General features: G+C 54.7%; 19 protein-coding genes, 4 tRNA genes, 3 rRNA genes and 1 riboswitch. Of the genes, 5 read left to right on the forward strand and 21 right to left on the reverse strand.

Annotation, left to right across the window (positions count from 1 at the left end; translation table 11 throughout):
- The first annotated feature begins 145 nt into the window (after positions 1-145).
- Positions 146-1,036: an HTH-type transcriptional activator IlvY gene (gene ilvY / locus G0034_RS22375; RefSeq protein WP_014885674.1), complete on the forward strand. Its 891-nt coding sequence runs from the start codon at positions 146-148 to the stop codon at positions 1,034-1,036.
- Positions 1,037-1,054: 18 nt separating this feature from the next.
- Here ilvY and ilvA read toward each other — a convergent pair whose 3' ends face one another.
- The 7 genes from ilvA to ilvL form a co-directional block, all read right to left on the reverse strand.
- Positions 1,055-2,599, reverse strand: a complete 1,545-nt coding sequence (ilvA, locus tag G0034_RS22380; protein WP_014885675.1) for a threonine ammonia-lyase, biosynthetic — start codon at positions 2,597-2,599, stop codon at positions 1,055-1,057.
- A 2-nt stretch (positions 2,600-2,601) separates the two neighbouring features.
- Positions 2,602-4,452 (reverse strand): dihydroxy-acid dehydratase, encoded by a 1,851-nt coding sequence (gene ilvD, locus G0034_RS22385; protein ID WP_014885676.1) that lies wholly within the window; start codon positions 4,450-4,452, stop codon positions 2,602-2,604.
- A 60-nt stretch (positions 4,453-4,512) separates the two neighbouring features.
- Complete coding sequence (ilvE, locus tag G0034_RS22390) at positions 4,513-5,442, reverse strand: branched-chain-amino-acid transaminase (protein ID WP_014885677.1); 930 nt, start codon at positions 5,440-5,442, stop codon at positions 4,513-4,515.
- An 18-nt stretch (positions 5,443-5,460) separates the two neighbouring features.
- Positions 5,461-5,724: an acetolactate synthase 2 small subunit gene (gene ilvM / locus G0034_RS22395; protein ID WP_003860184.1), complete on the reverse strand. Its 264-nt coding sequence runs from the start codon at positions 5,722-5,724 to the stop codon at positions 5,461-5,463.
- Positions 5,721-7,367, reverse strand: a complete 1,647-nt coding sequence (gene ilvG, locus G0034_RS22400; protein WP_023331588.1) for an acetolactate synthase 2 catalytic subunit — start codon at positions 7,365-7,367, stop codon at positions 5,721-5,723. The genes ilvM and ilvG overlap by 4 nt, the downstream gene beginning before the upstream one ends.
- A 2-nt stretch (positions 7,368-7,369) precedes the next feature.
- Positions 7,370-7,420, reverse strand: a complete 51-nt coding sequence (gene ilvX, locus G0034_RS23580; RefSeq protein ID WP_201405605.1) for a peptide IlvX — start codon at positions 7,418-7,420, stop codon at positions 7,370-7,372.
- A gap of 86 nt (positions 7,421-7,506) precedes the next feature.
- A complete protein-coding gene (ilvL, locus tag G0034_RS22405) occupies positions 7,507-7,605 on the reverse strand; it encodes an ilv operon leader peptide (RefSeq protein ID WP_094948593.1) in 99 nt (32 codons plus the stop codon).
- A 341-nt stretch (positions 7,606-7,946) separates the two neighbouring features.
- Here ilvL and G0034_RS22410 point away from each other — a divergent pair, with 341 nt between their 5' ends.
- Complete coding sequence (locus G0034_RS22410) at positions 7,947-9,467, forward strand: YifB family Mg chelatase-like AAA ATPase (RefSeq protein ID WP_023331589.1); 1,521 nt, start codon at positions 7,947-7,949, stop codon at positions 9,465-9,467.
- 29 nt (positions 9,468-9,496) lie between these two features.
- Here the strand turns inward: G0034_RS22410 and G0034_RS22415 are convergent, their stop codons facing one another.
- Positions 9,497-9,835 carry a MaoP family protein gene (locus G0034_RS22415; RefSeq protein ID WP_014885680.1) on the reverse strand — a complete coding sequence of 113 codons (339 nt, stop codon included), beginning with the start codon at positions 9,833-9,835 and terminating at the stop codon, positions 9,497-9,499.
- A gap of 118 nt (positions 9,836-9,953) precedes the next feature.
- On the opposite strand from G0034_RS22415, the gene hdfR reads away from it, so the two are divergent.
- A complete protein-coding gene (gene hdfR / locus G0034_RS22420; RefSeq protein ID WP_045269185.1) occupies positions 9,954-10,775 on the forward strand; it encodes an HTH-type transcriptional regulator HdfR in 822 nt (273 codons plus the stop codon).
- A gap of 93 nt (positions 10,776-10,868) precedes the next feature.
- Here the strand turns inward: hdfR and G0034_RS22425 are convergent.
- From G0034_RS22425 to btuB, 9 genes are all read right to left on the reverse strand, one after another.
- Positions 10,869-10,944, reverse strand: a tRNA-Trp gene (locus G0034_RS22425).
- Between the two features lie 53 nt (positions 10,945-10,997).
- Positions 10,998-11,074 (reverse strand) — tRNA-Asp (locus tag G0034_RS22430).
- 56 nt (positions 11,075-11,130) lie between these two features.
- Positions 11,131-11,246, reverse strand: a 5S ribosomal RNA gene (gene rrf, locus G0034_RS22435).
- Between the two features lie 64 nt (positions 11,247-11,310).
- A 23S ribosomal RNA gene (locus tag G0034_RS22440) occupies positions 11,311-14,215 on the reverse strand.
- Positions 14,216-14,395: 180 nt separating this feature from the next.
- Positions 14,396-14,471 (reverse strand) — tRNA-Ala (locus G0034_RS22445).
- A gap of 42 nt (positions 14,472-14,513) precedes the next feature.
- Positions 14,514-14,590: transfer RNA gene (locus G0034_RS22450), tRNA-Ile, on the reverse strand.
- A gap of 70 nt (positions 14,591-14,660) precedes the next feature.
- Positions 14,661-16,200: ribosomal RNA gene (locus G0034_RS22455) — 16S ribosomal RNA — on the reverse strand.
- Together the 16S, 23S and 5S rRNA genes with 4 tRNA genes alongside form the textbook arrangement of a ribosomal RNA operon.
- A gap of 383 nt (positions 16,201-16,583) precedes the next feature.
- Positions 16,584-17,435, reverse strand: coding sequence for a glutamate racemase (gene murI, locus G0034_RS22460; protein ID WP_014885682.1), 852 nt, complete (start codon positions 17,433-17,435; stop codon positions 16,584-16,586).
- Positions 17,380-19,230, reverse strand: a complete 1,851-nt coding sequence (gene btuB / locus G0034_RS22465; RefSeq protein WP_023338876.1) for a TonB-dependent vitamin B12 receptor BtuB — start codon at positions 19,228-19,230, stop codon at positions 17,380-17,382. Before btuB ends, murI begins: the two co-directional genes overlap by 56 nt.
- A gap of 66 nt (positions 19,231-19,296) precedes the next feature.
- Positions 19,297-19,472, reverse strand: a riboswitch (cobalamin riboswitch).
- Positions 19,473-19,576: 104 nt separating this feature from the next.
- Between btuB and trmA the strand changes: the two genes are divergently transcribed.
- Entirely contained in the window at positions 19,577-20,677 is a 1,101-nt protein-coding gene (gene trmA, locus G0034_RS22470) for a tRNA (uridine(54)-C5)-methyltransferase TrmA (RefSeq protein WP_023338877.1), read from the forward strand.
- 56 nt (positions 20,678-20,733) lie between these two features.
- On the opposite strand, the gene G0034_RS22475 is transcribed toward trmA, so the two are convergent.
- Both G0034_RS22475 and fabR read right to left on the reverse strand, forming a co-directional pair.
- Positions 20,734-21,093, reverse strand: a complete 360-nt coding sequence (locus G0034_RS22475) for a YijD family membrane protein (protein WP_008501783.1) — start codon at positions 21,091-21,093, stop codon at positions 20,734-20,736.
- 9 nt (positions 21,094-21,102) lie between these two features.
- On the reverse strand, positions 21,103-21,741 hold the full coding sequence (gene fabR, locus G0034_RS22480) for an HTH-type transcriptional repressor FabR (RefSeq protein ID WP_008501784.1): 639 nt from the start codon (positions 21,739-21,741) through the stop codon (positions 21,103-21,105).
- A gap of 196 nt (positions 21,742-21,937) precedes the next feature.
- On the opposite strand from fabR, the gene sthA reads away from it, so the two are divergent.
- Positions 21,938-23,338, forward strand: a complete 1,401-nt coding sequence (gene sthA, locus G0034_RS22485; RefSeq protein ID WP_014885685.1) for a Si-specific NAD(P)(+) transhydrogenase — start codon at positions 21,938-21,940, stop codon at positions 23,336-23,338.
- Here sthA and oxyR read toward each other — a convergent pair.
- Together oxyR and argH are read right to left on the reverse strand one after the other, a co-directional pair.
- Positions 23,321-24,238, reverse strand: a complete 918-nt coding sequence (gene oxyR, locus G0034_RS22490; protein WP_014885686.1) for a DNA-binding transcriptional regulator OxyR — start codon at positions 24,236-24,238, stop codon at positions 23,321-23,323. The genes sthA and oxyR overlap by 18 nt on opposite strands.
- Before the next feature lie 325 nt (positions 24,239-24,563).
- Entirely contained in the window at positions 24,564-25,937 is a 1,374-nt protein-coding gene (argH, locus tag G0034_RS22495; RefSeq protein ID WP_032635165.1) for an argininosuccinate lyase, read from the reverse strand.
- Between the last annotated feature and the right edge of the window lie 22 nt (positions 25,938-25,959).

A 25,959-nucleotide genomic window follows, 5' to 3' on the forward strand; every position in this document is an offset into this window, starting at 1 on the left:
ACCTCGTGATGTTGTGTGTCTTATTGTTCGGTTCGCGTTTCAGCGAGAATAGAACCACATTACAACAGGAAATTTATTGCGGAAATTGATATATTCACAACGTCATATTGCAATTTTTGCAATATAAAAAGAGGGAGTGGAATCGATGGATTTACGCGATCTGAAAATGTTTCTGCATCTGGCGGAAAGCCGTCACTTTGGCCGCAGCGCACGGGCGATGCACGTCAGCCCCTCCACGCTCTCGCGCCAGATACAGCGCCTTGAGGAAGACCTCGGCCAGCCGCTGTTTGTGCGCGATAACCGCACCGTCACGCTCACGGAAGCGGGCGAAGAACTGCGCCTTTTTGCCCAGCAGACGTTGCTGCAGTATCAGCAGCTACGGCACGCCATTGACCAGCAGGGGCCGTCGCTGTCCGGCGAGCTGCATATTTTCTGCTCCGTCACTGCCGCCTACAGCCATCTGCCGCCCATTCTTGATCGCTTCCGCGCGGCACATCCATCGGTTGAAATTAAACTGACCACGGGCGACGCCGCCGACGCGATGGAAAAAGTGGTGACGGGCGAAGCGGATCTCGCCATTGCAGGGAAACCCGAAACGCTCCCGGGTGCGGTAGCGTTTTCAATGCTCGAAAATCTGGCGGTGGTACTGATTGCCCCGGCGCTGCCCTGCCCGGTGCGAAACCAGGTATCGGTAGAAAAACCGGACTGGTCCACGGTGCCGTTTATCATGGCCGACCAGGGGCCAGTGCGCCGTCGCATTGAGCTGTGGTTCCGCCGACAAAAAATCAGTAACCCGTTGATTTACGCCACGGTCAGCGGTCATGAGGCGATGGTGTCGATGGTGGCGCTCGGCTGCGGCGTGGCGCTATTGCCGGAAGTGGTGCTGGAAAATAGCCCGGAACCGGTGCGCAATCGCGTGATGATTCTGGATCGCAGCGATGAGAAAACGCCGTTTGAGCTTGGCGTGTGCGCACAAAAAAAGCGGCTGCATGAGCCGCTTATTGATGCGTTCTGGAAGATATTGCCCAACCATTGAAGTCGGGTTGCGCTCCGCTTATCCTGCCAGGAAGAAACGGAAGGCGGGGTTGTGGGTTTCGTCGTGACACTCATAGCCCAGTTCGTTCAGCCGTGTTTCAAAATCCGGCTCGTGCTCACCCAGTTCAAACGCCGCCAGCACGCGGCCGTAGTCGGTGCCGTGGCTGCGGTAATGGAACAGGGAGATGTTCCAGTGCGTGCCCAGCGTGTGCAGGAATTTGAGCAACGCGCCCGGTGATTCCGGGAATTCGAAGCTGAACAGGCGTTCCCTGAGCGGCTTCGAGGGACGCCCGCCGACCATATAGCGCACGTGCAGCTTCGCCATTTCGTCGTCTGAAAGGTCCACCACGCTGTAACCACCGTCATGCAGGAGGTTAAGGATCTCTTTACGCTCCTCGACGCCACGGCTCAGACGCACGCCGACGAAAATGCAGGCATCTTTGGCATCGGCGAAACGGTAGTTGAACTCCGTCACCGAACGACCGCCCAGCAGCTGGCAGAACTTCAGGAAGCTCCCCTTCTCTTCCGGAATAGTCACCGCCAGCAATGCTTCACGCTGTTCACCCAGCTCGCAGCGCTCGGACACGTAGCGCAGGCCGTGGAAGTTCACGTTGGCGCCGGAAAGCACGTGCGCCAGGCGCTCGCCGCGGATGTTGTGCTGCGCGATGTATTTTTTCATCCCCGCCAGGGCCAGCGCGCCGGACGGCTCCGCCACCGCACGAACATCCTCAAACAGATCTTTCATTGCCGCGCAGATAGCATCGCTATCAACCGTGACGATATCGTCGAGGTATTCCTGGCAGAGACGGAAGGTTTCATCGCCAATGCGTTTTACCGCCACGCCCTCAGCAAACAGACCAACGCGCGGCAGATCCACCGGATGCCCGGCATCCAGCGCCGCTTTCAGGCAGGCAGAGTCCTCCGCTTCAACAGCGATGACTTTGATCTGCGGCATCAGCTGTTTGATCAGCACGGCCACACCCGCCGCTAACCCGCCGCCGCCCACCGGAACGAAGACGCGGTCGAGATGGGCATCCTGCTGCAGCAGTTCAAGCGCCAGCGTGCCTTGTCCGGCAATGACCATCGGGTGATCGAACGGCGGCACCCAGGTGAAGCCCTGCTGCTGCGCCAGCTCAATGGCTTTGGCTTTAGCTTCGTCAAAATTGGCGCCGTGGAGCAGCACTTCCCCGCCGAAACCGCGTACCGCGTCGACTTTGATGTCAGCGGTAGCAACCGGCATCACGATTAGCGCTTTCAACCCCAGACGAGCAGACGAGAACGCCACGCCCTGCGCATGGTTGCCCGCCGAGGCGGTAATGACGCCGCGCGCTTTTTGCTCGTCGGTCAGTCCGGCCATCATCGCGTAGGCGCCGCGCAGCTTGAAGCTGTGCACCGGCTGGCGGTCTTCGCGCTTCACCAGGATCACGTTGTCGAGGCGCGAAGAGAGTTTTTCCATTTTCTGAAGCGGCGTGACCTGCACGGCTTCATAGACCGGTGCGCGTAGCACCGCTCTCAGATATTCCGCCCCCTCGGGGGCGGCGGATAAGGGTTGTGACTCGGCCATCATTAGCCCCCAAGTTTCGATTTATCGCGCACCGCGCCTTTATCTGCACTGGTGGCAAGGCTCGCGTATGCGCGCAGGGCGAAGGAGACTTCACGCTGACGATCTTTCGGCGTCCAGGCTTTATCGCCGCGCGCTTCTTGTGCCTCACGACGGGCCGCAATTTCCTGGTCGCTCAGCTTCAGTTGAATGCCGCGATTCGGGATATCGATTTCGATCAGGTCACCGTCTTCAATGATGGCGATGTTGCCGCCGCTTGCCGCTTCCGGTGAAACGTGGCCGATGGAGAGCCCGGACGTACCGCCGGAGAAACGGCCGTCGGTGATCAGCGCACAAGCTTTGCCGAGACCCATGGATTTCAGGAAGGTGGTTGGGTAGAGCATTTCCTGCATGCCCGGCCCGCCTTTCGGCCCTTCATAGCGAATAACAACCACGTCGCCTTCTACCACTTTGCCACCGAGGATGGCGTCCACCGCTTCATCCTGGCTTTCGTACACTTTCGCCGGGCCGGTGAATTTAAGGATGCTGTCGTCCACGCCTGCCGTTTTCACGATGCAGCCGTTTTCCGCGAAGTTACCGTACAGCACGGCCAGACCGCCGTCCTTGCTGTAGGCGTGCTCCAGCGAACGGATGCAGCCTTCGGCGCGATCGTCATCCAGGGAATCCCAGCGGCAATCCTGCGAGAACGCCTGCGTGGTACGGATCCCGGCGGGACCGGCGCGGAACATCGTTTTCACCGCGTCGTCTTTGGTCAGCATCACGTCGTATTGGTCCAGCGACTCCGGCAGCGTCAGGCCGAGCACGTTTTTCACGTCGCGGTTCAGCAGCCCGGCGCGATCCAGCTCGCCCAGGATACCGATTACGCCACCGGCACGGTGAACATCTTCCATATGGTATTTCTGGGTGCTTGGCGCAACTTTACACAGCTGCGGCACTTTACGGGACAGCTTGTCGATATCACTCATGGTGAAGTCGATTTCGGCTTCCTGCGCGGCGGCCAGCAGGTGCAGAACGGTATTGGTGGAACCGCCCATGGCGATATCCAGCGTCATCGCATTTTCAAACGCCGCTTTGCTGGCGATGTTGCGCGGCAGTGCACTGGCATCATCCTGCTCGTAGTAGCGTTTGGTGAGCTCAACGATGCGTTTACCGGCGTTGAGGAACAGCTGTTTACGATCGGCGTGTGTCGCCAGCAGCGAGCCGTTACCCGGCTGCGACAGGCCCAGCGCTTCGGTCAGACAGTTCATGGAGTTGGCGGTGAACATCCCGGAACAGGAGCCGCAGGTCGGACACGCGGAGCGTTCAACCTGGTCGCTCTGCTCGTCAGACACTTTCGGATCCGCGCCCTGGATCATCGCATCGACCAGGTCGAGCTTGATGATTTTGTCGGACAGCTTGGTTTTACCGGCTTCCATTGGGCCGCCGGAGACGAAGATCACCGGAATGTTCAGGCGCAGGGAGGCCATCAGCATCCCCGGGGTGATTTTATCGCAGTTGGAGATACAGACCATTGCATCGGCGCAGTGGGCGTTGACCATGTACTCAACCGAGTCGGCGATCAGCTCACGCGACGGCAGTGAATAGAGCATGCCCCCGTGACCCATTGCGATACCGTCATCCACCGCGATGGTGTTGAACTCTTTCGCCACACCGCCGGAAGCTTCGATTTGCTCGGCAACCAGTTTACCGAGGTCGCGCAGATGCACATGGCCTGGCACAAACTGGGTGAAGGAGTTCACCACGGCGATAATTGGCTTGCCGAAATCGGCGTCGGTCATCCCGGTGGCGCGCCACAGTGCGCGGGCACCCGCCATGTTACGGCCGTGGGTGGTGGTGGCTGAACGATACTTAGGCATGCTTTATTTACTCCCGTCTGACTATTCAATGGGACGGTGCGTGCCGTCCCAAATTTATATTTAGTGATTAACCTGATCCAACCAGCCGTATTTATCTTCTGTTTCGCCAGTAAAGAGGCCAAAGAAGGCTTGCTGGATGCGTTTGGTGACCGGGCCACAGCGGCCTTCGCCGACCTGAATACCGTCTACGCTACGAACCGGCGTGATTTCAGCCGCCGTACCGGACATGAACACTTCATCAGCCAGATACAGGGATTCGCGGGACAGCACCTGCTCGCGCACTTCGATACCCAGGTCTTTCGCCAGCTTGATGATGGCGTCACGGGTAATACCCGGCAGCGCGGAAGATGTAAATGGCGGCGTGAACAGGATGCCATCTTTCACTTCAAACAGGTTTTCACCTGCGCCTTCCGAGATGTAGCCATTCACGTCCAGCGCGATACCTTCCTGATAGCCGTGACGGCGCGCTTCGCTACCGACCAGCAGAGAGGAAAGGTAGTTACCGCCCGCTTTAGCAGCGGTCGGGATGGTGTTTGGCGCCACGCGGTTCCAGGAAGAAACCATTGCGTCGATCCCCTGCTCCAGGGCTTCTGCTCCGAGGTAAGCCCCCCACGGGAACGCGGCAATGATCACATCGGTGTTGTAACCGGCTGGCGGGTTCACGCCCATACCGACATCACCCACGAAGACCAGTGGACGAATGTAGGCGCTGGTCAGGTTATTCTTGCGAATGACTTCGCGGCAGGCTTCCATCAGCTCATCAACGCTCTGTGAAACCGGGAAACGATAAATTTTGGCTGAATCATGCAGACGCTGCATGTGTTCGCGATGGCGGAACACCACTGGCCCTTTGTGAGAATCGTAGCAACGGATACCTTCAAAGACGGAGGTGCCGTAGTGCAGCGCGTGGGACATGACGTGGACCTTCGCGTCCTCCCAGCGAACCATCTCACCATTGAACCAAATGTAATCAGCTTTTTTTGTCGTCATTTTTTCGTCCTGTCACGCTTAAGCGCGGATTTGTTGTGATGTGGTTGTGCTCTGGCAGATGGCAACATGGGCAACGTCTACCAGTTTTGATAACTGACTAAACAGTAAGTCGACCGGCCGCGGGCTGGCAACGGTTAATTCGATACTGATGTTCTGCGCGTCGGTGGCCGTCTCCATATTCATAGAGCAAATCTGAAAACCACGATGACGGACCACACGCAAAACGCGTTCTAAGGTTTCCGGGTTGAAGCGAGCCTGCACGGCGACCTGATGTTGCATCATGATAATTTCTCCAGCATTTGTGAGTTACTGGCACCGGGCGGTACCAACGGCCAGACGTTCTCAAGCTCGTCGATTGAGACATGAAGCAGGTACGGCCCTTCGCTTGACAGCATGGTGTCGAGTGCCGCTTCAACCTGGTCTTTACGGGTGATGTGCTGGCCAGGAATGCCGAAGGCGCTGGCCAGGGTGAGGAAATCGGGGTTATCGGTCAGGGTGGTTTCGCTGTAACGCTCCTGGAAGAACAGCTGTTGCCACTGTCGAACCATCCCTAAACGCTGATTATCCAGCAACACGATTTTCAGCGGCAACTGCTTGCGCTTAACGGTGCCCAGCTCCTGAACGTTCATCATGAAGGAGCCGTCACCGGAGATACAGATAACCGTATCGTTCGGGCGAGCCACCTGCGCACCCACGGCGGCAGGCAGGCCAAAGCCCATGGTGCCTAAGCCGCTGGAGGTGATGAAGTTTTCCGGACGGGTGTAGGTCATGTGCTGGGCTGACCACATCTGGTGCTGGCCTACGTCGGTGGTGATGACGCTATCAGCCGGTTTACGGTCAGACAACTGTTTCAGCAGCAGCGGTGCGTAGATAGCATCGCCAGGATGGTCGTAACGCCAGGCGTGTTCGGCGCGCATCTCTGCGGCGTGCTGGCGCCACGCGCTGATATCCAGTGGCTGCGCCAGTGCCGGTAACAGCGTATTGAGATCGCCCTGCAGCGCGACGTGCGCCTGACGCAGTTTGTTCATCTCCGCCGGGTCGATATCCATATGGATAACTTTGGCATTTGGCGCGAAGGTATTCAGTTTGCCAGTAACGCGGTCGTCAAAACGCGCACCCACGGCGATGAGCAGATCGCACTCTTGCACCGCCAGGTTTGCGGCTTTAGTGCCGTGCATCCCCAGCATGCCGAGATAGTATGGGTCGTCTGCATCAACCGCACCAAGACCTTTCAACGTGCAGGTGGCAGGCATTTGCGTTACCGCGATAAATTCACGCAGGGCAGGCACGGCCTGCGCCATGCCGACACCCCCGCCGACGTACAGCATCGGCTGTTTCGCCTGCGCCAACATCTGGCGCGCCTCTTCAACCTCTGCATGCGGGAACGCATCGTCGCTTTCCACGGTGGAGAAGTGCGGTTCCAGTTCGCCGAGTGCAACCTGGATATCTTTCGGGATATCCACCAGAACGGGGCCAGGGCGGCCCGAGCTCGCCACTTCGAACGCTTCGGCCATTACGCGCGGCAGCTCATCCAGAGACTGGACAAGGAAGCTGTGCTTGGTGCAGGCCAGCGATAAACCAAGCACGTCCACTTCCTGGAAAGCATCGGTACCAATGAACGGGGAAGCCACCTGACCGGTGATCGCCACGACGGGCACGGAATCGAGCAGCGCATCAGCCAGGCCGGTAATCAGGTTCGTTGCGCCCGGGCCTGACGTTGCCATGCACACGCCGGTTTTACCCGTCGCGCGGGCATAGCCAATAGCGGCCATTGCTGCCCCCTGCTCGTGTCGGCACAAGAGATGTTCCACGCCGCCGTCATACAGTGCATCGTAAATCGGCATGATCGCGCCACCCGGATAACCGAATACGGTCTCGACTCCCTGCGCGCGCAACGCATGTACAACCCATTGTGCCCCATTCATAGTTAGTTCCCCGTCATAAATCTGGAGAAACAGAATTTTATGCTAGTCGTCATGTCCTGCTCCTCGTTTACGTTTTTTAGTCATAAAAAAACCCCCGGACCTTTCGGTGCGGGGGTCTTAGTTCGTTAAGGCTTGATTTCTAAGCCTTTCCTAGTCCAAGTGCAGCCCCGCACGGTGGGATAATAATCACCACCACGCTAATCACGACCAGGCTAATCACTCGTAGAAGGGCTGTCATTTTCAGTTCTTTTTGCATCTTGTTCGAAGGAATACCTAAAGAGGTATCACAGTTTTTAAATCAAACACAAGATTTATTTATGACGCATTTGGTTAGGCCGCGAATCATATTTCTTAAAATCGTTGTTTTATATGGGGAAATTGAAGAATGAATATTTTTCATATTTTTACGACGGCGCTAACCATCAAAACGGCGCTTTTTACCTTCTGCGAGAAGTCTTCCACGGGTATGTAATGATTTCAGTGTGCGCTTAAAATCTCTGAATAAGAGCCGTAAATACGCAAAATGACGCTAAACAGACAAAAGAGGCACTGGCATAGTCGTACCAGGAGGTAGTGCAAATGTCACTGTCAGTTGTTTATACGCGTGCGGCTCTCGGGGTGAAGGCACCGCTTATTTCTGTAGAGGTTCATCTGAGTAATGGGCTACCCGGGCTCACGCTCGTCGGGCTACCTGAAACGACGGTTAAAGAAGCCCGGGATCGCGTTCGCAGCGCAATAATAAATAGCGGTTATACCTTCCCCGCGAAGAAGATCACCATCAACCTGGCTCCCGCCGATCTGCCCAAAGAGGGGGGACGATATGATTTACCTATCGCGATTGCGCTTCTCGCGGCCTCTGAGCAGCTTAATACGACCAGGCTAGGCTCGTACGAGTTTGTGGGAGAACTCGCGCTCACAGGCGCGTTAAGGGGCGTTCCCGGTGCGATATCGGGCGCGCTGGAAGCTATACGCGCAGGGCGGCAAATCATTGTCGCGAATGAAAATGCATCAGAAGTGAGCCTTATCGCCGAGAAGGGGTGTCTTGTCGCAGGGCATTTACAGGAAGTTTGCGCCTGGCTGGAAGGGCGCCATGAACTGTCCGAGCCGGAAGAGTGTGACAATGTTATAGCCGATACCCCAGAGGATCTCAGCGAGATTATGGGACAGGAGCAAGGGAAACGGGCGCTGGAGATTACGGCCGCAGGTGGACACAATCTTCTGTTGATTGGCCCGCCTGGTACGGGTAAAACGATGCTGGCGAGCAGGCTGAGTGGCTTGCTGCCACCGCTCAATAATCATGAAGCGCTGGAAAGTGCCGCCATTTATAGCCTTATCAGTTCTACCTCGTTGCAAAAACAGTGGCGCCGTCGCCCTTTTCGTTCACCTCATCATAGTGCTTCACTGACGGCGATGGTCGGCGGTGGGTCTATTCCCGGGCCGGGTGAAATTTCACTGGCGCACAATGGCATTCTGTTTCTCGACGAGCTGCCTGAGTTTGAGCGCCGCGTCCTGGATGCCCTGAGAGAACCCATTGAATCTGGAGAGATACACATCTCACGCACGCGAGCCAAAATAAGCTATCCCGCGCAGTTTCAGCTGGTCGCTGCGATGAATCCCAGCCCTACGGGTCATTATCAGGGCAATCATAACCGCTGTACGCCAGAGCAGACGTTGCGCTATCTGGGAAAGTTATCCGGCCCGTTCCTCGACCGTTTCGATTTATCCCTCGAAATCCCCCTTCCCCCGCCGGGCCTGCTCAGGCAAAAAGGCATCACGGGTGAAAGCTCAGCAGATGTACGCGAGCGGGTCATTGCTGCCCAGACGCGACAATATGCCCGTCAGAACAGGCTGAATGCGCGGCTGGATAATGCCGGGATCCGGCAGTTTTGTTCTCTTAACATGGAGGATGCGGTTTGGCTGGAGGAAACCTTGACGCGTTTTGGTCTTTCTATACGCGCGTGGCAGCGTTTGCTGAAAGTGGCCAGAACCATTGCTGACGTGGAGGGTTGTAGTGACATTCAGAGGAAACACTTGCAGGAGGCGCTGAGCTACCGCGCTATCGATCGTTTGCTGCTCCATCTGCAGAAGTTGCTGGCGTAAAAAAGGGGCCGTAGCCCCTTCTCATCATCTTAGTCATCAGACTCAGTGTAGTCTTCTGCGCCTTCCATCTGTGGCTTACCGCCGGAGAGCGTATGGAAGCGTTTTGGACGCTTAATGCGCGCCATGTACTTGATCCATACACGTTCTGCTTCAGACTGTGGCTCACGCTCGCCACGGCACACTAAGACAAACTGCTTTTCATCTTCAGTTGCAGGCTCACGCTTACCCAGATCCAGCTCGTTGAAGGCATAACCATGACGCTCAAGCAGCTGCGCCTCTTTGATGGTGAAATCGCCGTGACGAGAGAACCCGCGCGGATAATGTTTATTGTCGAAAAAACGATTAGTCGTCGTAAAGCTTTCCGCCATCCTACACGCTCCTAATTCTTTGGCCGAGCTATTTATGGCGCGGAGTATTAGTTACGCTTGACAGAGTGTAAAACAAAACATTTAAATCATAACGACAAATTATTTTGCGGAGAAAGATGTGGATACGGAATTGCTAAAAACTTTCCTCGAAGTGAGCAGAACACGCCACTTTGGGCGAGCAGCTGAAGCCCTTTACCTGACGCAGTCAGCGGTCAGTTTTCGTATTCGACAGCTGGAAAACCAACTGGGTGTGAATCTTTTTACTCGCCACCGCAACAACATACGTTTAACGCCTGCCGGTGAGAAACTGCTCCCCTATGCGGAAACGTTGATGAATACCTGGCAGGCAGCACGTAAAGAGGTTGCCCATACGTCGAGGCACAATGAGTTCTCGATAGGGGCCAGCGCGTCCCTGTGGGAATGTATGCTAAGTCAGTGGCTTACCCGGCTATATCGTTCTCATGAACATTTGCAATTTGAAGCCAGAATTGCGCAACGCCAGTCCCTGGTTAAGCAACTTCATGAGCGCCAGCTTGATCTTCTTATCACGACCGAAGCCCCCAAGATGGACGAATTTAGCAGCCAGATTGTAGGGCAGTTTGGTCTGGCACTTTATGCTTCTGAACCTTCAATGATGAAAGCCGATCTGACCTATTTGCGCCTGGAGTGGGGTCCTGATTTTCAGCAGCATGAGGCGGGATTGATAGCCCCAGATGATGTTCCACAGTTAACCACCAGTTCTGCCGAGATTGCCTGTCAGCAACTTCCCTTGTTGAATGGTTGCACCTGGTTACCAGCCCGTTGGGCAGATACTAAAGCGGGGCTACATACCGTGATAGATTCCACCACCATTTCGCGCCCGCTGTATGCGATTTGGCTGCAAAACAGCGATAAGCAGTCGCAGATAAAAGATCTCTTAAAAATCAATATTATGGAATGATGCATCAGCCAGCAGGGAAGCTGGCTGAAAATTCAGGTGTGCCGTTGTATTTCAGGCAAAAAAAAATCCTTTGCCGAAGCAAAGGATTCGATATGGCAGGGGCGGAGAGACTCGAACTCGCGACACCCGGTTTTGGAGACCGGTGCTCTACCAACTGAGCTACGCCCCTAAAGTTTTTTGCCATTAAGCCTGCCAGTGAGGCAGGCTTAATGTCTTAATAAGTGGCGGAACGGACGGGACTCGAACCCGCGACCCCCTGCGTGACAGGCAGGTATTCTAACCGACTGAACTACCGCTCCACCGAAGACTGCTTGTAACCACCGGATTTATGCACCGGCTTACTACTAAATTTGATGCCTGGCAGTTCCCTACTCTCACATGGGGAGACCCCACACTACCATCGGCGCTACGGCGTTTCACTTCTGAGTTCGGCATGGGGTCAGGTGGGACCACCGCGCTAAAGCCGCCAGGCAAATTCTGTTATCTGTATCAGGCTGAAAATCGTCTCTCACCGCCAAAACACCTTCGGCGTTGTAAGGTTAAGCCTCACGGTTCATTAGTATCGGTTAGCTCAACGCATCGCTGCGCTTACACACCCGACCTATCAACGTCGTCGTCTTCAACGTTCCTTCAGGAGACTTATAGTCTCAGGGAGAACTCATCTCGGGGCAAGTTTCGTGCTTAGATGCTTTCAGCACTTATCTCTTCCGCATTTAGCTACCGGGCAGTGCCATTGGCATGACAACCCGAACACCAGTGATGCGTCCACTCCGGTCCTCTCGTACTAGGAGCAGCCCCCCTCAATTCTCCAGCGCCCACGGCAGATAGGGACCGAACTGTCTCACGACGTTCTAAACCCAGCTCGCGTACCACTTTAAATGGCGAACAGCCATACCCTTGGGACCTACTTCAGCCCCAGGATGTGATGAGCCGACATCGAGGTGCCAAACACCGCCGTCGATATGAACTCTTGGGCGGTATCAGCCTGTTATCCCCGGAGTACCTTTTATCCGTTGAGCGATGGCCCTTCCATTCAGAACCACCGGATCACTATGACCTGCTTTCGCACCTGCTCGAGCCGTCACTCTCGCAGTCAAGCTAGCTTATGCCATTGCACTAACCTCCTGATGTCCGACCAGGATTAGCTAACCTTCGTGCTCCTCCGTTACTCTTTGGGAGGAGACCGCCCCAGTCAAACTACCCACCAGACACTGTCCGCAACCCGGATTACGGGTCTACGTTAGAACACCAGCCATTAAAGGGTGGTATTTCAAGGTCGGCTCCACGCAGACTGGCGTCCACGCTTCAAAGCCTCCCACCTATCCTACACATCAAGGACCAGTGTTCAGTGTCAAGCTATAGTAAAGGTTCACGGGGTCTTTCCGTCTTGCCGCGGGTACACTGCATCTTCACAGCGAGTTCAATTTCACTGAGTCTCGGGTGGAGACAGCCTGGCCATCATTACGCCATTCGTGCAGGTCGGAACTTACCCGACAAGGAATTTCGCTACCTTAGGACCGTTATAGTTACGGCCGCCGTTTACCGGGGCTTCGATCAAGAGCTTCGCGTTACCGCTAACCCCATCAATTAACCTTCCGGCACCGGGCAGGCGTCACACCGTATACGTCCACTTTCGTGTTTGCACAGTGCTGTGTTTTTAATAAACAGTTGCAGCCAGCTGGTATCTTCGACTGATTTCAGCTCCACCCGCAGGGGCTTCACCTACATATCAGCGTGCCTTCTCCCGAAGTTACGGCACCATTTTGCCTAGTTCCTTCACCCGAGTTCTCTCAAGCGCCTTGGTATTCTCTACCTGACCACCTGTGTCGGTTTGGGGTACGATTTCGTGTTACCTGATGCTTAGAGGCTTTTCCTGGAAGCAGGGCATTTGTTACTTCAGCACCGTAGTGCCTCGTCATCACACCTCAGCGTTAAAAGGTACCGGATTTACCTGGAACCTCCGCCTACATGCTTAAACCGGGACAACCGTCGCCCGGCTAACATAGCCTTCTCCGTCCCCCCTTCGCAGTAACACCAAGTACAGGAATATTAACCTGTTTCCCATCGACTACGCCTTTCGGCCTCGCCTTAGGGGTCGACTCACCCTGCCCCGATTAACGTTGGACAGGAACCCTTGGTCTTCCGGCGAGCGGGCTTTTCACCCGCTTTATCGTTACTTATGTCAGCATTCGCACTTCTGATACCTCCAGCAACCCTCACAGGCCACCTTCAACGGCTTACAGAACGCTCCCCTACCCAACAACGCATAAGCGTCGCTGCCGCAGCTTCGGTGCATGGTTTAGCCCCGTTACATCTTCCGCGCAGGCCGACTCGACCAGTGAGCTATTACGCTTTCTTTAAATGATGGCTGCTTCTAAGCCAACATCCTGGCTGTCTGTGCCTTCCCACATCGTTTCCCACTTAACCATGACTTTGGGACCTTAGCTGGCGGTCTGGGTTGTTTCCCTCTTCACGACGGACGTTAGCACCCGCCGTGTGTCTCCCGTGATAACATTCTTCGGTATTCGTAGTTTGCATCGGGTTGGTAAGCCGGGATGGCCCCCTAGCCGAAACAGTGCTCTACCCCCGAAGATGAGTTCACGAGGCGCTACCTAAATAGCTTTCGGGGAGAACCAGCTATCTCCCGGTTTGATTGGCCTTTCACCCCCAGCCACAGGTCATCCGCTAATTTTTCAACATTAGTCGGTTCGGTCCTCCAGTTAGTGTTACCCAACCTTCAACCTGCCCATGGCTAGATCACCGGGTTTCGGGTCTATACCCTGCAACTTAACGCCCAGTTAAGACTCGGTTTCCCTTCGGCTCCCCTATACGGTTAACCTTGCTACAGAATATAAGTCGCTGACCCATTATACAAAAGGTACGCAGTCACCTAACAAGTAGGCTCCCACTGCTTGTACGTACACGGTTTCAGGTTCTTTTTCACTCCCCTCGCCGGGGTTCTTTTCGCCTTTCCCTCACGGTACTGGTTCACTATCGGTCAGTCAGGAGTATTTAGCCTTGGAGGATGGTCCCCCCATATTCAGACAGGATACCACGTGTCCCGCCCTACTCTTCGAGTTCACAACCTGTGCATTTTCGTGTACGGGACTATCACCCTGTACCGTCGGACTTTCCAGACCGTTCCACTAACACACAAGCTGATTCAGACTCCGGGCTGCTCCCCGTTCGCTCGCCGCTACTGGGGGAATCTCGGTTGATTTCTTTTCCTCGGGGTACTTAGATGTTTCAGTTCCCCCGGTTCGCCTCGTTAACCTATGTATTCAGTTAACGATAGTGTGTCGAAACACACTGGGTTTCCCCATTCGGACATCGCCGGGTCAAAGGTTCATATCACCTCGCCGGCGCTTTTCGCAGATTAGCACGTCCTTCATCGCCTCTGACTGCCAGGGCATCCACCGTGTACGCTTAGTCGCTTAACCTCACAACCCGAAGATGTTTCTTTCGATTCATCATCGGTTTGCGAAAATTTGAGAGACTCGAACACACATAATATGTGTGTCGTTTCAATTTTCAGCTTGATCCAGATTTTTAAAGAGCAAAACTTCGCAGTGCACCTTTTCAGGTTCACTCTGAAGTTTTCTTGTGTTCGCAGTAAAAGATGGTGGAGCTATGCGGGATCGAACCGCAGACCTCCTGCGTGCAAAGCAGGCGCTCTCCCAGCTGAGCTATAGCCCCATCGTTTGTAATCTCTGTACCGCTCATCCTTTAAAAGGAGTTTGGTAGGCCTGAGTGGACTTGAACCACCGACCTCACCCTTATCAGGGGTGCGCTCTAACCACCTGAGCTACAAGCCTGCAGAGATTTTTACTGCTGTTTTTTCATCAGACAATCTGTGTGAGCACTACAAAGGCAGGTTCTTTAAGGTAAGGAGGTGATCCAACCGCAGGTTCCCCTACGGTTACCTTGTTACGACTTCACCCCAGTCATGAATCACAAAGTGGTAAGCGCCCTCCCGAAGGTTAAGCTACCTACTTCTTTTGCAACCCACTCCCATGGTGTGACGGGCGGTGTGTACAAGGCCCGGGAACGTATTCACCGTAGCATTCTGATCTACGATTACTAGCGATTCCGACTTCATGGAGTCGAGTTGCAGACTCCAATCCGGACTACGACGCACTTTATGAGGTCCGCTTGCTCTCGCGAGGTCGCTTCTCTTTGTATGCGCCATTGTAGCACGTGTGTAGCCCTACTCGTAAGGGCCATGATGACTTGACGTCATCCCCACCTTCCTCCAGTTTATCACTGGCAGTCTCCTTTGAGTTCCCGGCCGGACCGCTGGCAACAAAGGATAAGGGTTGCGCTCGTTGCGGGACTTAACCCAACATTTCACAACACGAGCTGACGACAGCCATGCAGCACCTGTCTCAGAGTTCCCGAAGGCACCAAAGCATCTCTGCTAAGTTCTCTGGATGTCAAGAGTAGGTAAGGTTCTTCGCGTTGCATCGAATTAAACCACATGCTCCACCGCTTGTGCGGGCCCCCGTCAATTCATTTGAGTTTTAACCTTGCGGCCGTACTCCCCAGGCGGTCGACTTAACGCGTTAGCTCCGGAAGCCACGCCTCAAGGGCACAACCTCCAAGTCGACATCGTTTACGGCGTGGACTACCAGGGTATCTAATCCTGTTTGCTCCCCACGCTTTCGCACCTGAGCGTCAGTCTTTGTCCAGGGGGCCGCCTTCGCCACCGGTATTCCTCCAGATCTCTACGCATTTCACCGCTACACCTGGAATTCTACCCCCCTCTACAAGACTCTAGCCTGCCAGTTTCGAATGCAGTTCCCAGGTTGAGCCCGGGGATTTCACATCCGACTTGACAGACCGCCTGCGTGCGCTTTACGCCCAGTAATTCCGATTAACGCTTGCACCCTCCGTATTACCGCGGCTGCTGGCACGGAGTTAGCCGGTGCTTCTTCTGCGGGTAACGTCAATTGTTGTGGTTATTAACCACAACACCTTCCTCCCCGCTGAAAGTACTTTACAACCCGAAGGCCTTCTTCATACACGCGGCATGGCTGCATCAGGCTTGCGCCCATTGTGCAATATTCCCCACTGCTGCCTCCCGTAGGAGTCTGGACCGTGTCTCAGTTCCAGTGTGGCTGGTCATCCTCTCAGACCAGCTAGGGATCGTCGCCTAGGTGAGCCGTTACCCCACCTACTAGCTAATCCCATCTGGGCACATCTGATGGCAAGAGGCCCGAAGGTCCCCCTCTTTGGTCTTGCGACGTTATGCGGTATTAGCTACCGTTTCCAGTAGTTATCCCCCTCCATCAGGCAGTTTCCCAGACATTACTCACCCGTCCGCCACTCGTCACCCGAGAGCAAGCTCTCTGTGCTACCGTTCGACTTGCATGTGTTAGGCCTGCCGCCAGCGTTCAATCTGAGCCATGATCAAACTCTTCAATTTAAGTTTGATGCTCGTGAATTAAACTTCGTAATGAATTACGTATGTTCACTCAGAGACTTGGTATTCATTTATTGTCCGAAGACATTAAGAATCCATGTCACTTTGAGTGCCCACACAGATTGTCTGATAAATTGTTAAAGAGCAGTTGCAACGCGGCTTTCAGCTCACCGTTGCGAGGTCCCGTATATTACGTTTTCCTCATTCAGAGTCAAGCGATTATTTTTGCTTTTCTCTGTTGGCGCTCATCTCTGAACCCCGCTAACCCGGCGGCCTGTAAGCCGTTGTTCCGTGTCAGTGGAGGCGCATTATAGGGAGTTCTCAGACGTTGACAACCCCTCTTTTAAAAAAAACTTTCAACCGTCTCTTTTTTGCTCAAAACCGTGCTATAGCGCCAGTTTTTCGAGCGTTTGAAAGCCATAACGGCGTAAAACGGGTAAAAGTTGCTCAGTCTCTTTCGTAATTGCCATACAAAAAGCAATATTCGCATCGGCTGATTTCGCATCAGGCGCTTCATGTTCCAGCAGCCAGGCCGTACGACGCGCGATAGCCGCACCGGAATCCACCAGCCGTGTTCCCTCCGGTAGTACCTCTAATAGCTCTTCCTGTAGTAACGGGAAGTGGGTGCAGCCGAGCACAACCGTATCCGGGGGTTCGGGCATCCGCAACCATGGACGAAGAATACGACGCAGCTCGTCGAGTGATACCGCCTGTCCATGCAATTTCGCTTCGGCCATCTCCACCAGCTCTGCCGAACCGAGCATCGCAATCTGGCATTCGTTAGCAAAACGCTCGATCAGCTCGCGGGTATAAGGACGCTTTACCGTACCTCGCGTGGCCAGCAATCCCACAATGCCATTCGCCGTCAAACGTGCCGCAGGCTTGATTGCAGGCACGACGCCCACAACCGGGAACGGGAATTTTTCACGCAGGGCGGGAAGGGAAACGGTGCTCGCCGTATTACAGGCGATGACGGCCAGTGCAAGGGGATAGCGCTTTTGCACTGCGGTGACGATTTCAACCACGCGCTCGACGATAAAGTCCTCACTCTTTTCCCCGTACGGGAACGCGACATTATCGAAAGCGTAAATGTAATGGAGATCCGGCAGGAGATGCCGAATCTCATCATAGACCGAAAGCCCACCGACGCCGGAATCAAATACCAGCACGGTGGGACGCGGATTAGAAGGTGTAGCTGCCAGACAAGGTGTATTCCCGTCCTGCAGTTTGGTAGCCATAAACTGTCTCGTAATCTTTATCGAACAGGTTGGCTATTTTACCACGAACTGTGAGGTGTGAGGTGACAGGATACGAAACTGCGACATCCCACAGGCTGACACCACCCATTTTTACACGTTCTGTAGAATAGGTATTCGGATCGACCGCAACGTCATAGCGTGTACCCAAATAACGATAGGAAACATTCCAGTCGAGATCCCATACCTGCCAGTCAAGCTGGTACTTAACCTGCTGCTTAGAACGGCGCGCCAGAACTTCATTGGTTTTAGTATTACGTGGGTCAACATAGTCATAGGAAATTTGGTGCCCTACCGGACCGGTATCAAACTGCGCGGTGGCTTCAATCCCTTTGATACGGGCTTCGTCCACATTGTAGTACCGGTAGTTTGCGTCGTAGCCAATTAGGTTATCAATGTCGTTACGATAACCCGTTACGCGCCAGTTAACCGGCCCCGTCAGACCTTCAAAGCCTCCTTCCCACTGTTTACTCTCTTCAGGCTTAAGGTCAGGATTGCCATATTTCTCACTGTGAATCTGGCTCATCGTCGGTGCTTTATAAGCCGTGCCATATGAACCAATAATCCGGTAACCATCGATAAACTCCCACGCAGCACTGGTTTGCCACGTAGCATGATTGCCAAAATTCGAGTTATCATCGTTACGTGCCGCAGCTTCTAACGTGATGCTGTCAAATTGCTGCATCGCCGAGAGGAAGACGCCCGTATTGCGCTGCTCATAGCCGTTATCCATAGCGCTAGAACCAGCCTGAGTTTTTTGTTTCTGCCAGTCCAGGCCCGCACCAATATTACCATGACCTACTTCAAGGGAATTTAACCACTGTGTGGTGTACTGCTTCACATCGTCCGTCGTTGCGGAATCTGAATAACGCCCTTTCTTCGGGTCATAGTTCTGATCTTTGCTGCGACCATAACCTATGGCCAACTGCGATTTAAATATCCCCTGACTGTAGCGCAGGCCAGTATCCCAATTTTGACTGTAGAGTTGGCGCGTATCCGGTCGTCCATCAACAACAAAATTAGCATCGTAATGGTCATAGCCGTCATACGCAGTGCGATTGTCGTAACCAAAGCCGCGGAAAAAACCACTTATGCTATCGGTAATTTGCTGTTCCACAGAACCGTAAAGTGACTTACTCATAAAACCGTCACGATCCGGCTGACGCGGAGCATCTTTCGCACCGATATCGAAACCACGGGTATAAGTGTAATTACCCGCCATGGTGATTTTGGTTTTATCCAGAACCTGCTGGAAAGAACCGTCATAAGTTTGATAACCCTTAGAACCCACTCCGGCAGAAATTTCCGCTCCCGGTTTATCGCGCCCGGTGATAATGTTGATCACACCGCCAATCGCGTCGGAGCCATACAGCGCAGAACGCGGGCCGCGGATGTACTCAATGCGCTGAATCAGCGAGGTGGGGATTTGGCTAAGATCGGGAACGTTGCTGATCCCGGCATTGTTCAGCGGTACACCGTCAATCAGAACCAGAACGTGACGGGACTCAGTACCACGAATAAAAGTAGAAGAGGTCGCACCCAGGCCACCACTTTGCGCGATGTCCACTCCCGGCAAACGCGACATGATTTCCACAACGCTCTTTGCCTGCCAGCGTTCAATATCTTCTCGTGTCACAACGGACGTCGGCGCCAGAACGGTTTTTGCCGGTTGTTCAAAACGATTTGCCGTCACCACCAACGAGTCGGCGCTATCCTGCGCCCAGCCCGAAAATGCCGTGACGGACAGCGCCGTCAACAGCGATACTTTTTTAATCATTGTTAAAGCATCCACAATATAAGAAGGATGCCGCAGGCCCCATCGATAGCACGCGATGATGAAACCAAATGCGACGTGATCCCGGCAGGTCTTCGGGCTAGGTGGCGTTATACGGATGAAGACTTCCCATTTTCACAGTGTCTACAACGTTCATCCCGCCAGTCTTTACCGCTGCGCGTCAGCTCCAGAATTACACTGGATTCCCTTTTCACTCTCAGGAGACCGGAAACAGAATGCTACAATTAGACACGTATAGATGTCCAGACAGCTATGAGCCATTAAATCTGGACATCCCCTGCACAATGCCTACAATCCCCGCGTAATTCTTTATCACTCAGGACGCATCATGACCCCAGAACACCTCCCGACAGAACAGTACGACGCGCAGCTGGCAGAGAAAGTCGTCCGCCTGCAAAGTATGATGACGCCGTTCAACGCGCCCGTTCCCGAGGTGTTCCGCTCTCCCGTCAGCCACTACCGCATGCGCGCCGAGTTCCGCATCTGGCACGACGGAGATGACCTGTACCACATCATTTTCGATCAGCAGACGAAATCCCGCATTCGCGTGGACAGCTTCCCGGCGGCGAGTGAGCTCATCAACCAGCTGATGACCCTGATCATTGACGGTGTGCGCGATAATCCGGTGCTGCGTCATAAGCTGTTCCAGATTGACTATCTGACCACGCAAAGCAATCAGGCGATTGTCTCTCTGCTCTACCACAAAGCGCTGACCGACGAATGGCGCGAACAGGCAGAAGCCCTGCGCGATGCGCTGCGTGCGCAGAACATCAATGTCCACCTGATTGGCCGCGCGACCAAAACCAAAATCATGCTGGATCAGGATTACGTCGATGAGCGTTTGCCGGTAGCGGGTAAAGAGATGATTTATCGTCAGGTCGAGAACAGCTTCACTCAGCCGAACGCCGCGATGAACGTGCAGATGCTGGAGTGGGCGCTCAAGGCGACGGAAGGATCTAAAGGCGACCTGCTTGAGCTGTACTGCGGTAACGGCAACTTCTCCCTGGCCCTGGCACGTAACTTTGATCGCGTTCTGGCAACCGAAATAGCCAAGCCGTCAGTTGCCGCCGCGCAGTACAACATTGCCGCTAACCATATCGACAACGTGCAGATCATTCGTATGGCCGCAGAAGAGTTCACGCAGGCCATGAACGGCGTGCGGGCGTTTAACCGCCTGGAAGGGATCGACCTGAAGAGCTACCAGTGTGAGACGATTTTTGTCGACCCGCCGCGCAGTGGCCTGGACAGCGAAACCGAAAAGATGGTGCAGGCGTACCCGCGCATTTTGTACATCTCCTGTAACCCGGAGACGCTGTGCAAGAACCTCGAAACATTAAGCCAGACGCACAAAGTTGAACGCCTGGCGCTGTTCGATCAGTTCCCGTATACGCACCATATGGAGTGCGGCGTTTTACTTACCGCACGGTAATCTGTAGGCCGTTTTTGGCAGGTGGCGCTTCGCTTACCTGCCCTACAAATAATTCATTACTCTGGTAACTGGCTCTTACGGCTACGCATGCGCGAGCCAATCCAGAATACCAGCGCCACAGACAGTACCGCAGGGAAGAAGTTAGATCCGATATCCGGGTACTCCGCACGCACCACGGTGCTATACAGCAATACGCCGAGAATAAAGCAGGCAGCGGCCAGCCCCGGTAACCCCACCGGCATGGTGCGGTTCAGGTAACGTTGATGCAGGCAGTACACCGTCAGCACCAGCGCAATAAGCGGGAAAATCGAAAACGGAACAATTGAGCTAAAAATAGCGGCAAACGTCCCATTAATGGATAAGCCAGCGATCAATGCCAGCAACAGCGTCCCTTTATCCTGACCTGACTGTTTCATTACTCACCTTCACTCTTCGGTTTGATGTGCCAGTTTCTCTTGTTCACGGCGATACCAGTAGTACGCGCCTTTGGAGATCATCCTGAGCTGCAATACCAGTCGCTCTTCGAGCTGTTTGCGTTGTTCAATGCTGACATCCAGCGCTTCGGCACCCGCGCTGAAAACAATCGTCACCATCGCCTCAGCCTGTGCTTCAGTAAACGCACGCGGCATATGGTTTTCGAGTTCAAGATAGTCGGCAAGTTCCGCGATGAAGTGCTGAATTTCACGCGCGACGGCGGCACGAAACGCCGCCGATGTGCCCGAACGCTCGCGCAAAAGCAGACGAAACGCGTTGGGGTTATTGCCAATAAATTCCATAAAGGTCGACACGGAGGTGCGTATCACGCTCCCCCCTTTGGCGATACGCTGACGTGCCTGGCGCATCAGCTGGCGCAGCATCAGACCGCTTTCATCGACCATGGTCAGGCCCAGTTCATCCACATCACGGAAATGACGATAGAAGGACGTTGGCGCAATCCCGGCCTCGCGTGCGACTTCGCGCAGGCTCAAACTGGCAAAACTCCGCTCGGCACTCAGTTGACTGAATGCGGCTTCCACCAGCGAACGCCGGGTTTTCTCTTTTTGTTGTGCTCTTACGCCCATCACGATAGTTGAATCCTTCCAAAGGCCTGCTGGCACTATACCAGAGAATAAAATTAATCTGTTTGCCTGGCTTTGTGAATGATTGTTTACGTGCGGTTTGTGCTCCACTGCCGGAAAAAAGCACAACGATAATTGGGTTACCCTGGCAATGATGTTATGATTCTGTTGCTTTTATGTATAAGAACAGGTAAGCCTTACCATGCCACATTCCTACGATTACGACGCAATAGTTATTGGTTCCGGCCCCGGCGGCGAAGGCGCTGCTATGGGTCTGGTGAAACAGGGAGCCAGAGTAGCGGTCATTGAGCGCTACCATAATGTCGGCGGCGGTTGCACCCACTGGGGCACCATCCCTTCAAAAGCCCTCCGCCACGCCGTTAGCCGCATTATCGAATTTAACCAGAACCCTCTTTACAGCGACCACTCCCGACTTCTTCGTTCCTCCTTTGCCGACATCCTGAATCATGCGGATACCGTCATTAACCAGCAGACGCGCATGCGCCAGGGGTTTTATGAGCGTAACCACTGTGAGATTTTGCAGGGCAACGCGCATTTTGTGGATGAACACACCCTGGCACTTGAATGCCACGACGGTTCGGTGGAGACCCTCACCGCCGAAAAATTTGTGATTGCCTGCGGATCGCGCCCTTACCACCCGGCCGACGTCGACTTCTCGCACCCGCGCGTTTACGACAGCGACTCGATTCTGAGCCTGCACCATGAACCCCGCCACGTCATTATCTATGGCGCAGGGGTCATTGGCTGCGAATATGCGTCGATCTTCCGCGGAATGGATGTCAAAGTTGATCTCATCAACACGCGCGACCGCCTGCTGGCATTCCTCGATCAGGAGATGTCAGACTCTCTCTCCTACCACTTCTGGAACAGCGGCGTGGTGATTCGCCACAACGAAGAATACGAGAAGATTGAAGGTTGCGACGACGGTGTGATCATGCACCTCAAGTCCGGTAAGAAGCTGAAAGCGGACTGCCTGCTGTACGCCAACGGTCGTACCGGCAACACCGATTCCCTGCAGCTGGAGAATATCGGACTTGAGACCGACAGCCGCGGTCAGCTGAAGGTCAACAGCATGTACCAGACTGCCCTGCCGCACGTTTACGCGGTCGGCGACGTGATTGGTTACCCAAGCCTGGCCTCTGCCGCTTATGACCAGGGCCGTATTGCCGCACAGGCGCTGGTGAAAGGTGAAGCGACGGCGCATCTGATCGAAGATATCCCGACCGGCATCTATACCATTCCGGAAATCAGTTCCGTAGGGAAAACCGAGCAGCAGCTGACGTCAATGAAAGTGCCATATGAGGTGGGTCGCGCGCAGTTTAAACATCTGGCGCGGGCGCAAATTGTCGGAATGAGCGTGGGGACGCTGAAAATCCTGTTCCATCGCGAGACGAAAGAGATCCTCGGCATTCACTGCTTTGGTGAGCGCGCGGCGGAAATCATTCACATCGGCCAGGCGATTATGGAGCAAAAAGGCGGCGGTAACACCATTGAGTACTTCGTTAACACCACCTTTAACTACCCGACTATGGCGGAAGCCTATCGGGTCGCCGCGCTGAACGGCTTAAACCGCCTGTTTTAACGCGTTATCGAAATGGCCATCCATCGCACCGCGGATGGCCTCTGCCAGCTGCTCATAGCGGCTGCGCAGCGGTGACCCCGGACGATAAACAAGGCCGATCGTGCGACGCGGTTCCGGCTTAATGCACGGCAGATAAACCACGCCGTCACGCTTACGCTCGCGCGGCACGGCCAGCGCAGGCAGCAGCGTAATCCCGCTTCCCGCCGCCACCATATTACGCAGCGTTTCCAGGCTGGTTGCGCGGAAATGGGTATCTTCGTCGGCACCCGCTTCAAAGCAAAAGCCCATTGCCTGATCGCGCAGACAGTGGCCATCTTCCAGCATCAGCAGCTTTTCACCGGCCAGATCGGCCATCGGCACGCGATCGCGGTTCGCCCACGGGTGATCTTCATAGATCGCCAGCATCATTGGCTCATCGAACAGCGGCACTTCAATAAACGCTTCGCTCTCTTTCACCAGCGCCAGAATAGCGCAGTCAAGCTTGCCGCTATCTAACTGCGCCAGCAGTTGATGGGTTTGCGCTTCATGCAGGTACATTTCGAGTTTTGGGAAAGTCTGGTGCAACATTGGAATAATGTGCGGCAAAAGATACGGGCCAACGGTTGGGATCAGGCCAATATGCAGTGGGCCGGACATCGCTTCCCCCTGCTGGCTTGCCATTTCCTTGAGCACTTTGACCTCGCGCAGCACGGTGCGCGCCTGATCCACCAGCAACAAACCGGCCTGGGTGAACAGTACCTTACGACTGGTGCGCTCCAGCAGCATCACGCCCAGCTCATCTTCCAGCTTGCGGATCTGACCGCTCAGCGTCGGCTGGCTGACGTGGCAGGAATCTGCAGCACGGCGAAAATGGCGGTGCTCGGCTAGCGCTACCAGGTATTCAAGATCACGAATATTCATTATTCATCCTCCGTCGCCACGATAGTTCATGGCGATAGATAGCATAGCAACGAACGATTATCCCTATCAAGTTTTCTGTTGAATAATACACCACATAGACGAGGCGGCACGTGTTTGACCCTTGACGTCCCCGCACCGTCATCGAGTTTCTCTCAAAACTCGAACAACTAAAGCCAACGTGAACTTTTGCGGACCCCGTGGTCCGCTTTTTTTTGCGTAAAAAAGCCCGAGGTAAACGCAAAATGGCAACCGAAGTTGCCATTTTTAGTGTTTGCTCCCTCTCCCTATGGGAGAGGGCCGGGGTGAGGGCACCCACCCGCACCGATCAAACCAACCGGTTTTTCGCATCCGTAATCGCCTGCGCGACCTGCTTCGGCGACACGCCGCCTTTCGCGGCACGCTTATCCAGGCAGGATTGCAGCGCCAGAATCGGATAGACATCCTCCCCGATAACCGCACTGAACTTCTGCAAGTCGGCCAGTGCCAGATCTTCCAGCGGTTTACCCTGACGAATCGCCTCCACCACCGCTTCGCCCACAATATGGTGCGCTTCACGGAACGGTACGCCCTTCGCGACCAGGTAATCCGCCAGCTCGGTGGAGTTGGCATACCCCTGCTGCGCCGCTTCCTGGCAGCGCGGACGTTTCACCTGAATGCCATCCAGCACCAGCGCCCCCATATGCAGACAATCCAGCCAGGTGTCGAGCGCGTCGAACAGCCCTTCTTTGTCTTCCTGCATATCTTTGTTATAAGCCAGTGGCAGCCCTTTCAGGGTCATCATCATACCGGTCAGTGCGCCCTGCACACGGCCACACTTGCCGCGAATCAGCTCCAGCGCGTCCGGGTTTTTCTTCTGCGGCATCAGGGAAGATCCGGACGTCACGCGGTCGGACAGCTCCACAAAACCGGCTTCACCGGAGTTAAAGAAGATCAGGTCTTCGGCAAAGCGCGACAGATGCACCATCCCGATAGACGCATTGGAGAGCAGCTCCAGTACATGGTCACGGTCAGAGACGCTGTCCAGGCTGTTACGGGTGGCGGACGCAAAGCCCAGCCAGCCTGCGAGCTGTTCACGGTCGATTTCATACGCGGTACCGGCCAGCGCGCCGCTGCCCAGTGGGCTGACATCCAGACGTTTCAGGGTGTCCTGCAGACGGCTTTCGTCACGCGCCAGCATCTCAACATAGGCCAGACACCAGTGGGCAAAGGTCACCGGCTGCGCGCGCTGCAGGTGGGTATAGCCCGGCATCACGGCGTCCTGGTTGTTCTGCGCGGTCTCTACCAGCGCGCTCTGCAGCTGACGGTTAGCTGCCAGCAGCTCGCCAACGGTCTCTTTACACCACAGCTTCAGGTCGGTCGCAACCTGGTCGTTACGGCTACGGCCGGTGTGTAGCTTTTTACCCAACTGACCGACTTTGTCGATAAGTTTGCCTTCCACCCAGCTGTGAATATCTTCGGCATCGCTCTGCAGGATTTGCTGCGGATCCAGACGCACCTCTTCCAGAAGGTTATTCAGCGCCTCTTCCAGTTGTAGCTGCTCCTCTGCGGTCAGCACGCCAACGGTCACCAGCGCTTTGGACCAGGCCACAGAGCCGACAATATCCTGTTCGGCCAGGCGGTAGTCGAAGCGCAAAGAGTCATTGAACTGTTTGAACCGCTGATCCGCTGCCTGTGTAAAACGCCCACCCCAAAGTGCCATAACATGCTTCCTTAATATCTTT

It is taken from the genome of Enterobacter sp. T2 (assembly GCF_010692925.1).
GTDB classification, from domain to species: domain Bacteria; phylum Pseudomonadota; class Gammaproteobacteria; order Enterobacterales; family Enterobacteriaceae; genus Enterobacter; species Enterobacter kobei.